10 protein-coding genes and 2 tRNA genes are annotated in these 12,224 nt (G+C 41.1%); 3 read left to right on the top strand and 9 right to left on the bottom strand.

The window, feature by feature from the left end:
• Positions 1-61: 61 nt before the first annotated feature.
• Positions 62-1,165, top strand: a complete 1,104-nt coding sequence (corA, locus tag JMX92_RS06380; protein ID WP_011961030.1) for a magnesium/cobalt transporter CorA — start codon at positions 62-64, stop codon at positions 1,163-1,165.
• Between the two features lie 101 nt (positions 1,166-1,266).
• On the opposite strand, the gene JMX92_RS06375 is transcribed toward corA, so the two are convergent.
• Positions 1,267-1,743, bottom strand: coding sequence for a phosphate-starvation-inducible protein PsiE (locus tag JMX92_RS06375; protein ID WP_011961031.1), 477 nt, complete (start codon positions 1,741-1,743; stop codon positions 1,267-1,269).
• 168 nt (positions 1,744-1,911) lie between these two features.
• Entirely contained in the window at positions 1,912-2,787 is an 876-nt protein-coding gene (gene folD / locus JMX92_RS06370) for a bifunctional methylenetetrahydrofolate dehydrogenase/methenyltetrahydrofolate cyclohydrolase FolD (RefSeq protein ID WP_011961032.1), read from the bottom strand.
• A gap of 399 nt (positions 2,788-3,186) precedes the next feature.
• On the opposite strand from folD, the gene JMX92_RS06365 reads away from it, so the two are divergent.
• Together JMX92_RS06365 and JMX92_RS06360 are read left to right on the top strand one after the other, a co-directional pair.
• Positions 3,187-3,260: transfer RNA gene (locus JMX92_RS06365), tRNA-Cys, on the top strand.
• A 118-nt stretch (positions 3,261-3,378) separates the two neighbouring features.
• Positions 3,379-3,465 (top strand) — tRNA-Leu (locus JMX92_RS06360).
• A gap of 224 nt (positions 3,466-3,689) precedes the next feature.
• Here the strand turns inward: JMX92_RS06360 and JMX92_RS06355 are convergent.
• The 7 genes from JMX92_RS06355 to JMX92_RS13755 form a co-directional block, all read right to left on the bottom strand.
• Positions 3,690-4,706 carry a fimbrial protein gene (locus tag JMX92_RS06355; protein ID WP_011961033.1) on the bottom strand — a complete coding sequence of 339 codons (1,017 nt, stop codon included), beginning with the start codon at positions 4,704-4,706 and terminating at the stop codon, positions 3,690-3,692.
• Positions 4,696-7,251 (bottom strand): fimbria/pilus outer membrane usher protein, encoded by a 2,556-nt coding sequence (locus JMX92_RS06350; RefSeq protein WP_201544594.1) that lies wholly within the window; start codon positions 7,249-7,251, stop codon positions 4,696-4,698. The genes JMX92_RS06355 and JMX92_RS06350 overlap by 11 nt, the downstream gene beginning before the upstream one ends.
• A 78-nt stretch (positions 7,252-7,329) precedes the next feature.
• Positions 7,330-8,079, bottom strand: a complete 750-nt coding sequence (locus JMX92_RS06345; protein WP_201544548.1) for a molecular chaperone — start codon at positions 8,077-8,079, stop codon at positions 7,330-7,332.
• Positions 8,080-8,186: 107 nt separating this feature from the next.
• Positions 8,187-8,708, bottom strand: coding sequence for a fimbrial protein (locus tag JMX92_RS06340; RefSeq protein WP_201544546.1), 522 nt, complete (start codon positions 8,706-8,708; stop codon positions 8,187-8,189).
• Positions 8,709-9,968: 1,260 nt separating this feature from the next.
• A complete protein-coding gene (locus tag JMX92_RS06335; protein WP_201544545.1) occupies positions 9,969-10,901 on the bottom strand; it encodes a hypothetical protein in 933 nt (310 codons plus the stop codon).
• Between the two features lie 120 nt (positions 10,902-11,021).
• Complete coding sequence (locus JMX92_RS06330) at positions 11,022-12,029, bottom strand: LD-carboxypeptidase (protein WP_227675287.1); 1,008 nt, start codon at positions 12,027-12,029, stop codon at positions 11,022-11,024.
• 49 nt (positions 12,030-12,078) lie between these two features.
• A partial coding sequence (locus JMX92_RS13755) for a transposase (RefSeq protein ID WP_413786862.1) occupies positions 12,079-12,224 on the bottom strand: 146 nt, incomplete at its 5' end.

The following is a 12,224-nucleotide window of genomic DNA, read 5'->3' as shown; positions in this document are numbered from 1 at the left end:
GTATTAAAACCACAGCTATATTAAAACCGCATTTTTGTTAACCCAGCCATGAGACTGTAGTATGTCAGATCTGAGAACTAAAGAAGAGCAACAAGCTCTCGCCTTTATGTCCCCCACTATGCCGGTATATGACCCTGATGCTGAGCGCGTGGAAGATTTTGAACGCTCAGGGATTAATGAGATTGTTAACTGCTGTGTCTATTCACGCAAAACAGGCCTATTTATCGAGAAGATCGACTTAGATGAGGTCAGTAGAACACTGGCCAATAAGGGTCAGTTTATTTGGTTGGGCTTATATGATCCCAGTATTGAAACCATTGAAGCGGTTCAAAAGGCTTTTGATATTCATGAGCTGGCGTTAGAAGATGCATTTAATGAAAACCAACGTGCAAAAATTGAGACCTACGGTAATGAATCACTATTTGTGGTAGTGCGTACCGCGTATCTTGCCAATAATCACATTCACTATGGCACCACCTCCATGTTTATGGGCAGCAATTACATTATTACCATACGTACTGGGGCATCAAACTCGTACGCACCGGTACGTGCCTACTGCCATCGCCGCCCTGAGAAGATGTCTATGGGACCGGTATTTGTGCTACATGCTGTACTGGATTATGTGGTGGACAGCTACCTGCCGATTACTGACAGCTTAGGCGAATACTTACGTGAGCAAGAGCGTAATATCTTTTCTTATAAATTTAGCAAAGAGATTTTGCAAAGCTTGTACATCTTAAAGTCGCAGCTGGTACATATGCGAGCCGTTATGTTGCCGGTGCAAGACATCTGTAACTTCTTTATTAATCATAAAAAAAATGAGCTGGTTTCTGTTTTCCCCAGTATAGCCAAGCCCTACTTTAGAGATGTCAATGATCATCTACTGCGCGCGATAGATGCGGTCAATGGACTAAATGAGATGCTCAGTGTGGCGATGGATACCTATATGGCCATGGTCAATATGGGGCAGAATGAGGTGGTACGTAAACTGGCAGCTTGGGCCGGTATCTTAGCGGTACCGACAGCCGTGGCAGGAATATACGGTATGAACTTCGATGTTATGCCTGAACTACATTATCAATATGCTTACTTTGTGGTACTTGCCGTTATTTTAACCACCTGTGTGGTGTTATATCGCCAGTTTCGTAAATCCGGTTGGCTCTAGGCAGGTTATTCAAAACAAAACAACGCTATGCTAAGGCCATATACCTAAGAGGCTGACTTTGTAGTAAAGCCCATAGCGAATTTTTTATTTAAACTCTGTGTTTACTCACTTAGCTTATTCGGCTTCTTCTGCGTCAGCTTATACACATTGTCTTCGGGTCGACCATACTGACTGGCCGTCCAGGTCAATAAAAATACTGCGGTACTTAGAATAAAAATCGACACGGTAATGGTCAACAGTAACCATAAGTGGAAAGTATCTGATACTGCCTGCACATCGACCACCAAATGTCGAGATAAGGCCGTGATGGCAATATAAATCAAAAACTGCACCGGCAAACGATGGGTCTTAAAATAAATGCCAATCATAGCCAACAGCTCAAGATAAATAAACAGCATTAGGATATCTTTTAAATCGGCTTTACCGCCTTGAACAATACTCACAAACTCCGCACCCGCAGCCCAGATAATCACAAAACCGATGACCAATAGTGCCAAATAATGACTGATATCAATCATAAGTATACCTATTGACTGTACTTTATGCTGCCAGCTGTTATCTGGGTGCGGGGAACTCATCGGCAAACTCTCCTTAAGCCTTTTATCTTTATTAAAATAATTTCAGCCTGGGTAATATGAGCAATAAACGCTAACTGCTGGGAATATCCCAGCAATTAGCGTGGGTTCATGCAAGTATAACGGGCAGTATTACCCATTCACCTAACTTTCTTAAACCACAGAACTCTATTAGGCCTGAGCTGCTTTTTCAGCCGCTTCAACTGTCTGACGAATCAACGTATTAATGGTCATTGGACCTACCCCACCTGGAACTGGGGTGTAGGCTGCTGCAATTGACTCAATACCTTTAAGCTCGATGTCACCTACGCCACCATCCTCAGTCGGATGAAAACCAGCATCTACCACAATGGCACCAGGCTTGATCCAGTCTTTTTTGATCAGCTCTGGTACGCCAACGGCACCAACCAGGATATCTGCACGACCCACATGCTCTTCTAAATTTTGCGTTTTTGAATGACAGATAGTGACGGTGCAATTGGCATTTAATAGCATCTGCGCCATTGGTTTACCCAAAATAGCACTGCGGCCAACCACTACTGCATTTTTACCTGCAAATTCGATGCCATTTTTTAAGAAATAGCGCTCAAGTAAATACATAATGCCTTGAGGGGTACATGATCCGTAAGCGGGCTCACCCATGCTCATACGGCCAAAACCGAGCGAAGTTACGCCATCCACATCTTTATTTAAGTCAATGGCGTCAAAGCAAGCACGCTCATCAATCTGCTCAGGAACCGGATGCTGAAGCAAAATACCATGGACATCAGGGTTGTTATTTAGCTCATCAATCTTGGCCAATAGCTGCTCGGTAGTGGTACTCGCTGGCATCTCAACACGGATAGACTCCATACCCACACGCTTACAAGCATTGCCCTTCATACGTACATAAGTGGCAGAGGCGGGATCATCACCAACTAAAATGGTGGCTAAGATAGGTGTGCGGCCAGTTTTTTTGATAACAGCAGCAACACGCTGGCTTAACTCTGTCTCAATTTGTTTTGCAAGTGCTTTACCATCAAGGCGTGTGGCAGTAGCATCATTCATTTTTGGCTCCATCATCTCAAAATTTAAGAGGTAGTTTAAGGGACACAATCAATCATTTTAAAAGCAGCCCTGTATGGGGCAGCTTTCTGCAATATTGTAACCTATGAGCGTCAAATAATCCGCCCAGTTTGCCATAAACCCTATAAAATTCTCCCTTAAAGTCACTAATAAAAATTAGTTGGCTTATCTCAGCTTTATGCTTATTTCTGGCATTAAAAATAAGCTCATACATATCCCTTTTTATGGTTTAAACACAGCTGATTGCCTATATCGCTTGGTTAAAAGCCATTTTTTTAGGTCAAATAGCAAAAATGTGCCGGAATAATCACTATTTTTGCAAAATACGGCCAACATAGCTTGTATTTTTAATTTTTTTTGGTATTATAGGTCACCTCAAATGGCTGGGTGGCAGAGTGGTTATGCAGCGGATTGCAAATCCGTGGACGCCGGTTCGATTCCGACCTCAGCCTCCAATTTTGATCTTAAACTTTTAACAAGTTAAAGAAAAAAAGTGTTGACGAATATTAATTTTATGATAATATACGCGCACTTACAGAGTTCTCCACTAAGGACTCAAGTATCACAAGTTTTGCCCGGGTGGTGAAATTGGTAGACACAAGGGATTTAAAATCCCTCGCTAGCAATAGCGTGCCGGTTCAAGTCCGGCTCCGGGTACCATATTAAGTACGACGAAAAAGGCTTCCAAGCAATTGGAAGCCTTTTTTGTTTGCAGTGAGTTTGTCTTACTTATTAAAATAAATATTTCTAAATAAGTGTTCATAAACTTAAAAAGCCCCTATTCCAAAATTTGCCAATTACAGCAGCTTTAGAAATAGGAGCTTTTTAATTTATAGCGCAAAATAGCTATCTACCGCTACGATAAGCACTAACCTTAACTTAGATTAATCGTAATCAATAGTCACTGTGGCTATCGACTTCACCTCACCTGCAGTCACCACACGATCGGTTTGGTAATAACGGGCTACCATTGGCAGTGTATAGCTTATGGTTTGACTGGCATTAAGTGTACCAAGGCTTAGCGGCTCGCCCTTGGCAATAACTTTATCAGCCTTATTATATTTAGATACCAGTTGCGTACCCACCCCTTTTGCTTGTGTATTAGTAGGAGCAATATTTTTTAGAACACTATTGTTGTTATTAGCAGTTTCATAGTCAAAGCTGACACTAATTTTATCAGGTGTCTGAATGTTTTTACCCCCATTACACAAGATATTGATATCAAAGGCCTGCTCGCCTTGGGTAGAACCCACACCTTTAAAGTCTGTATTCTTCATTGTGGGTAACTGAACCACTTTATTGGCATTACTTTTTATCTCACAAGAAGAAGAGGTAATCGTAATGGTATCACCAGTAACAGTACTGGTTAGAATGGGACGATTAGAATAACCTTCAAGGTAATAACTACTGTATAGACCTTGCGCTAGGCTGCCTGTACCAGTAGCCTCGCCCGTCTTAACAATTTCAATAACAAAGTACCCTTCACCTAAAGAGTATCTTGTATTCCTATTTAAACTTGAAGAATAAGGGTAATATCCCGAAAAACCATCTCCACCTATCAACTCTCGATACAAGCGAATACCAATACCTGGTACGTTGGTCTTATATATACTAGGCTGCATTGCAAGCCCCTGATTATTTAAGATAACTGCCTGTACTGTGCCCCCACTCCAAAAGTCACAAACCATTTGAGAGTTAGGATTAGCAGGTATATTAACGCGCCGAGTGTATAAAACTTTACCCACTGGGTCGTTCGGCTTAGCCACTACCTTACCAATGGCCATATTAATATTTACCGTAGTAAAGCCATAGCTTAAAGAACAGCCTGCCTGCGCTTGGGTTGCACCAAGGCTACAGCCCACAAGTACAGCCGCTGCCAAGAAGTAGCTCTTACAATCCATGACATACCCCTTCTAGGGTAATCATTGGTTGAGTTTTATCTTTGGCTAAATTGGTTATATCATACGACATTTGACACTGCTCATTTTGTTCATCACCCCATTTAACGGTGATGGTATCAGATAACTTTGGTGTCCGTAAGTATACCAAGCTTCCTTGAGCAACTATACCAATATGTTCATCGTTTGAGTCAACAACATCTGCACCAAAAGGCAGTGTATTGCCTTTGTCATCAACCGTATTGATGTATATGGCTTTACCTAATTTGGTTAAAAAATCTACCTTAGTTACCGAACCTTCATACGGAGCGATTCGTTGACTTGCACCCTCAAGCTCTACATCATCGGACATGCCTACGGTATCTAATGATACATCATTAATTCGGTAAGGAGTAACGTAAGGGATAACTGCGTAGCCAGATTTATTAATGGTAAGCTCATCGGTATTATTCACTTTAGCACCTTCAGCACCTGGTGCATAAACCAATACCATGGTTCTTCCCTGATCAGGACTAAATACCACACCCTCTGGGTGTACTACTATGTTACCTCCAGCAGACAGACCCAGTTGTTGATAGCCATCGGCTACAGAGTAAGTGCCGCCTAAAGTAGCATAGTTACTGCGATACTGAGCATTGGTATTTAAGCTTGGGTTTTCGCCATAGTCAGTAGATAACGTAGCGCCATAGCTTGTTCTATCCCCAAGCGAGCCATTGATACCCACCGTGATATTGTCTTGAGTAGCGTATGAGTTAAGAGTGACTGCTTTGCGTTTAATCGATAGTGGCAGTGACAAGGTCAACATATATTCAGTATCGTCGATAACTTTGCCTGATGTGGCATTTTCTACCACACGTTTATTGGCAGATAAGCCATAGCTGACACCTTTGTACGTGTTGTTATAACCGAACTGATACTGTTTAGTATCTTCTTGTTTGTCCCAATAATCCACCCAAGCCCCAGTTAAATAGAAGTTACCCCACTTATTAGGTAATCCTTGGTTCAAGGTCACCTGAAACTCACTACGCTGTTTACCAATATATAAGGTACCAATACCCTCTTCATCCTGTTCTTGTGCTTTAAAAGCATCTGCCAAACGGTAAAAGCCTTGTGTTGAATAACGATAAGCAGCTAAAGTCACATTGGTATTGGTCGGGCTAATAAGTTTGCTATAACTGACACGATAACTTTGTCCAGTCTCTGGGGACCGGTTTTTAAAGTCCGTATCTGAGTGGGTGACATCAAAAGCTACCGCACCCAATCGCGTCGCAAAAGCGCTACCCAAAGTCACAGCTTTATAGTCTTCAGAGGCCTGTGCACCGCCATAGGCAGTAATAAAGTTATTAATACCGCGCTGGTATTGACCTTGTAAAATCAAAGGATCTTTATCAATCTCTTTATTGCGATAATTGCCCGCTACCACCGCATAGCGGCTTAGCCCAGGACGTAGCATTTGAGCCACTGAGGTGTAAGGAAGAGAGAATTTCTGTACTTCGCCATCGGCTTCAATAACAGACACGTCTAGCTGTCCACCAAAGCCTGTGGGATATAAATCGTTAATCTCAAAGCTACCGGCAGATACGTCGGTTTGATAAATGAGCTGGCCTTGCTGGCGAACCTCTACCTTAGCATTGGTCTTCGCATTACCGCGAATGCGTGGCGCATAACCACTTAAGCTACTGGGCAACATACGATCATCACTGGCAAAAGCTACGCCGCGATAACCGAAAGTATCAAATATATCACCTTGACTAAAGCTATCACCTAAAGTAAGTATTCCACGTTGCTCAGGAAAAGCACGCTGTAAATAGGTGTTTACCGCAGTGTATTCTGACTTACCATCCTCATTGTCTGACCACGTCCACTGGCCATTATGACGCAGCTGCCAGCTGGCTAGGTTAAGCCCAGCATTGAGCGAGACAAAGGCATTGGTGTTTTCTTGATTGTTAGTACTATCAAAGGTCTTGTAGGCACTGGCGTTATAAGAAGCAAAGCCAGCATTAATACCCCTATCCCAAATGCTAGGATCGACATAACCTCGGGCATTATTCTGCATAGCAACTTGAGGAATAGATACCTCAAGCTTTAGACTTGACATATCAAAGTTATAAAAGGCCTCATCTACCCACTGCTCAAGTGGCAAACAACTGTTGGCAGAGTTTTTGGCCTTTTGTTTAATCAGTTCCGCTTTGATACCGAATTCAAGTAGCTGTTTGGGCGTAAAGCAAGTAAATGAGCTTTTGTCATCTGGGGTAGGTTTAAATACCAAGCGCTGTTTGCCAAACCAATTACCATTAACATAAACATCTAAGCTATATTCACCTGGCAAAATAGGGTTACCATTAGCAAACTTGGAAATATCAATTTTTTTGGCATCGCCAATCAAAAATGCTGAATCAAAATCTGCAGAAATCGCTCCAGCATTCTCATTTCCGGCAGTCTCATCGGCCAATGCCAAACCTGAAAGACTTAAGGTTACCACGCCACACAATAGCGAGTAGCTAAACGTACGCTTTACAGAATTTTTGATTATTTTTGCCTTATCCATAGTTTCAGCCACCCCATATCCTTCACGCATGATTTGAACACGTACGATTAAAAATAGTCAAAGGGGTGAAACAACCCTTTATTCAACTGCCTGCTGTACTCGGCCACCATAATCATTAATTGTGGTAAAGGTCATACCTTTTAGATTAGGATTTTTAACATTAATTTTTTGTTCAGAAAATGGTAGTAACATCATCCCATCGGTTAACACCTCTGCTTTATCTGTTGCAGCACCGACAGGTTTTTGCACAATAGAAGTAATAGTAACGTGATAAGGAGTAGGATTTTTAATGGTCAAGGTATTGCCTTGAACTGACCACTGTAATTGTTTAGGAGCAGACAAGCTATCCCCCTTAAGACCTGCAGGACGATAAAAGAACTTAAGACGTGAGCGAATCGCCAATTGCAAAAAGTTATCTGAGCCACTATCAGCATCTTTTTTAGTGGGTTTCGGCGGAATATCTAATACATTCAACCAAAACAAGCTTTCTTGAGTTTTGCTAAGTGAATTAACCCCAGGCAAAGCACTAACTCGTAATGATTGGCCTTTACCCGGCTCAACACGAGTGATAGGCGGGGTAATAACAAATGGGGATTTTGATTGATCGGGAGTGATTTTAGCATCCCCTTCATCGATCCAAGCTTGCACTAAGGCGGGGCTTGTGCCTTCATTAGTTACCTTAACGGTTATTTCACGAGCATCAGAAGGGTATACAACACGAGTACCATGGATAACCACATCAGCATTAGCAGCTGTAAAAGGTAGCATTAATGCCAGTAGAGCCGTTCTACACATTTTGCGGTTTAATAATTTGCAATTCAATAGCATGATGTTGTATTCCTTCTGAAATTTAAAATATAAAAGCTAAGGTAATTGCTTACCTTAGCTCATTTAGTCTTACAACATGGTTAACTTTCTAGTGACTAAAGTAGTGACTATGGGTAAACAATCGTGTACTTAACAGAAGTCTTTACGTCACCGGCTGTGGCTTGAGCTTTAGCGTAGTATTCAGCATAGTAGTTTAGAGCGGCTGAGCCATTAGCTGCAACGGTAACCTCTTGTGAGTTCGCTTGAGTACCTGCTGTTTTTGCAAGTACTGGAATAACTGCGTTGTTATCGCCTAGTAACTGAACCTGTACGTTTGTCGCAGTGCCAGTAGCGTTGTTTAGACGCCCTGAATCATAATCTACAGTAGAACCTGGTTCGAAGTAAGTAGCTACTTTACCTTCTGAACAGCCGGTTAGGTTAATAGTGAAAGGAGTACGACCTGCAGTTTGACCTGGAGTTAATGACGCAGCAGATACAGTAGGTAGTGCTACCGCTAAATCTTTAGACTTACTGTCTACAGTACAAGTTCTGTCTGTAATTTGACCTGTGATAGTGATGGTACCGTCGGCTGCATGTGCAGCAGCTGAGCCTAGGATAATTGCAGAAGTAGCTAAAATGATTTTTTTCATAAGGATTCCATTAAAAGAGAAATGTTTTTTGTTTTATGTTTTCGCTTTTATTAAGGTAAATAAACATAAAACGATGTTTTAAACTAACACTCCGACTAAAAAAACCTAGCTTACCTTTACCCAATGTCCATAAGGCACCAAAATCAGTCATATGCAGATACTTATAGGGTCAAAAAATCCTACATATACATGCATTTAGCTAATTCTTTATTCCATTAAATTTTGAGAAAGCGTTGTGACAAAAGGTATTCAAAGAAAGGTGGTGTTAACCATATCCAGAATCTATTATGCTAGTTTGGAATAGCATAAGTCAGAAACGACATATGGCTTTGATGGCGACGTATTATACACTAAAAAAAAGATACTGCAACTTATTTTAGTATTTCTTATGTGTAAATAAGTAAAAGAATTCACTATAACTAAAAATCCATTTAAATTTAATTACTTACTTAATCATAAACCACTAAAAACTCTGTTTAACTCTACCAAAGACCAAGCTGATTTTAACGATATCACAAAAAACAACATGGATACGCTAGCCCAGTATCTGTGTAGAGTGGGCTGAATTATGCTCGTTCCTACTTAACTTATCAACTCAGAAAATATGAAAAAAACTTCTTCTGTCAAAAATAATTATTCATACATTATGTATTACTAAAGTACGAACCTTTCAAAGTACATTTTTTTTAACGTTATCGAAATTTAGTTCAATTTAGCTTATCGATAATCGAATTAGGCAGCAACAATACTCCAGCTATCATAATAGATATATGGGGTCAATAGGGAAGAAAACAAGCGAACTAACCCTATAGGGTTATTGACTAATGAAATTAGGTAGATATAGACAGCCAATGGCATGCCTGTATTTACTTACGTTTGTGTATGTCTCTCTGCATTTGCTGCATTTGTAAAAAAGTTACGCCTACTGGACGTCATAGATACAAAGTAGACTAAAAGCGATACCAGACATTTGTCTGCTATTGCCCTTAACTGTATTTATACTCTTAAACTTCAAAAAAATAAAGCTTTTCTAAACTATTTATTGTTAACATAACTTTCTAAAGTCATACTAAAGGAGTAAACCTTTGATATTACTCCTATTCCGAGCAGCTGGTTGTTGATCATAAGAAATAATATGTCGCTATCTTCTATTTATTGATAATAAAAAAAGCCCAAGACAATCTAAAAGGATCATCTTAGGCCTTGACATTAAACTATTAAAAATCAGATTGAGCGGCTCAATTACGATAATATAATTTATTATTCACCTTGCAGTAAATCAATCATACCCTGATATTTGTCTTTCTTGGCTGCAATCTTGCTACGCTCCTCTTCTGAATTTTCTGTAGGCGATTCTGCCCCATCAAGTTTTGCATCAAACGCTTTAAGCTCGCTCTGTGCAGCATTAAGCAGCTTAGTGAGCATCATAGCTAGGGCTTTTTCGGACACATCATGGGTAACATTAGAAGCTTCAGAGGCAAAATCTTCTTTTAACTTTGCAGCCCATTGATAGATATTGGCAATTGAGACGCTGTGCTTATCCTCTTGTTCAGAATCCTGTTTCTCAGAGCTGTCTTTGTTATCTGAGTTATCAGAGTCCGCTTGCTTATCGCTATCTGCTGGGTCTGATTCTTGTTTAGACTCAGCGCTGTCTGCTAAGCCAGATTTTTTGTCTGTGATGAACTCATCTTTTAGCTTAGCCGCCCACTGATACAGGTTGGCGATAGCAGCGGTATATTTGTCTTTGCCTGAGCCTTCTTGGTCAGAGTCATTGCTTTCTGAATCTTTTTGGTTATCTTCAGACTGCTCGTCTTTAGCTTGCTCGTCGTCAGAGTCACTGTCTTGTTCATCAGCCTCTGAATTATCTTTTTTGGAATCAGTCTCTTTAGAATCATTAGACTCTTGATCTTTATTAGCTGATGAGGCCTGTTGTTTTTTAGATACTTGACTGGCATCATCTTTATCAGAATCGGCTGAATCTTGTGCCAAATTATCTGAATCAGAGTCTAAGTCCTGCGCTTTATTAAATTCTTCAAAGTCGCCCTCTTCATAAATAATTTTATCGCCTTTCACAACTTCCACACCCACAACTTCTTCATTGCTGGTAGTTTCTGTTGTATTCTCAAGAGACTCCAAAGCTTTATTGATGCTGTTGTCTTGCTTGTCGTTAGAGCTATTAGATGAATTTGACATATTTATTATCCTTATTATTTAATTATTTATTGACCTCCAATAATAGCTTAATGAAAACCGACCTTTAGTACTTTAATGTAAAGTATTATGCCTAATACGTTAATATTTCTTAGCCGCGATCTAGCGCCATAATCCTTCAGGATAAATCAACTCACCAGCTATGGTTGGGTAGCCGCTAAACTCAAGCTCAATACCAGTATCAGAGGCACTTAACTGGCATTGCGCGCCCAGTGGGAAGCTTTGTTTACGAGCCACATGGCCAAATGGAAGGCCGGTAAATACAGGTAAGTGGGTTATCTGTTTTAACTGTTTAACAACCAAACTCATGTCATAGCGGGCATCATAACTGTCCTGCCCTGTCCCACTAAAGGCGCCAAGCACAATAGCTTGCTGACGTTTAAAGGCACCCGATAAATATAAGCTATATAGCATACGCTCTACTTGATAGGGCTGCTCCCCCACATCTTCTAAAAACACAATTCCGCCTTCAGGATTAGGTATATAAGGGCTACCTGCCAGCGCCGATACCACACTTAAGTTGCCGCCCCATAGCGTGCCTGTCATAGGTGTTTTTAGCATTGAAATGTCTTGCTGCGGCAAACTTATTTTGAGCTTTGGCTGGGTAATGGCATCAATAAAGCCTTGGCAACTGACCACATCCGGCTGCTTTTTGCCAAACTCGCTATATAGCATGGGTGCCGCCAAGCTGCTCATTTTGCCTTGAGCCAACAGTGCACATTGCACGGCGGTCACATCACTAAAACCTGCCAAAATCGTACCTTTTTCACGCATCTGATCACCCAGGCTTTGCCAATTCACCTGCTCCAAAAGACGCATGGCCCCATAGCCGCCTCGGGCTGCCAATAGCAGTTTGGGTACTTCAATGGCACCAGTGGCCATGTTCTGTAAGTCGCTGATGCGCTGCTGGTCTGTACCGCCGAACCGCAAATACCTGCGCCTTAATACTTCAGGATTCTTGATATCAAATCCAGCACAAGTCAAGCGCTGTAAACCCAAGACATTACGGGCCTCATCCACACCTGTATTAGAGCTGGCAAAAATTCGAGTACTAATAGTCGGGGTAATACAGCTTAAGGGGTTTTGTGTCGATGTATCTTCTATATCCAAACTATGTGTTGTTAGTGCTCCCTGTGGCAGGGTTAATGCGGCCTTATAGTCAATCCAAAATAAAATTGGTACAACCCATATTATGAAATAGTTTAGGTAGATTATTCTCCATCCATCCTTGGCGTAGAAATTTAGCCTGTGCCCATTTTTTCTCAATAGGGTTTAAATCGGGACTGTACGGCGGTAGAAATAACA

Origin of the sequence: Psychrobacter sp. H7-1 (assembly GCF_904846585.1) — a bacterium.
Classification (GTDB): Bacteria; Pseudomonadota; Gammaproteobacteria; order Pseudomonadales; family Moraxellaceae; genus Psychrobacter; species Psychrobacter raelei.
The sequence above is the reverse complement of the archived record's forward strand: the minus strand, read 5'-3'. Positions and strand labels throughout refer to the sequence as shown.

Coding starts and splice junctions, on each gene's coding strand:
- corA (WP_011961030.1), top strand. CDS start 62: ATGTCAGATCTGAGAACTAAAGAAGAGCAACAAGCTCTCGCCTTTATG.
- JMX92_RS06375 (WP_011961031.1), bottom strand. CDS start 1,743: ATGAGTTCCCCGCACCCAGATAACAGCTGGCAGCATAAAGTACAGTCA.
- folD (WP_011961032.1), bottom strand. CDS start 2,787: ATGAATGATGCTACTGCCACACGCCTTGATGGTAAAGCACTTGCAAAA.
- JMX92_RS06355 (WP_011961033.1), bottom strand. CDS start 4,706: ATGGATTGTAAGAGCTACTTCTTGGCAGCGGCTGTACTTGTGGGCTGT.
- JMX92_RS06350 (WP_201544594.1), bottom strand. CDS start 7,251: ATGGATAAGGCAAAAATAATCAAAAATTCTGTAAAGCGTACGTTTAGC.
- JMX92_RS06345 (WP_201544548.1), bottom strand. CDS start 8,079: ATGCTATTGAATTGCAAATTATTAAACCGCAAAATGTGTAGAACGGCT.
- JMX92_RS06340 (WP_201544546.1), bottom strand. CDS start 8,708: ATGAAAAAAATCATTTTAGCTACTTCTGCAATTATCCTAGGCTCAGCT.
- JMX92_RS06335 (WP_201544545.1), bottom strand. CDS start 10,901: ATGTCAAATTCATCTAATAGCTCTAACGACAAGCAAGACAACAGCATC.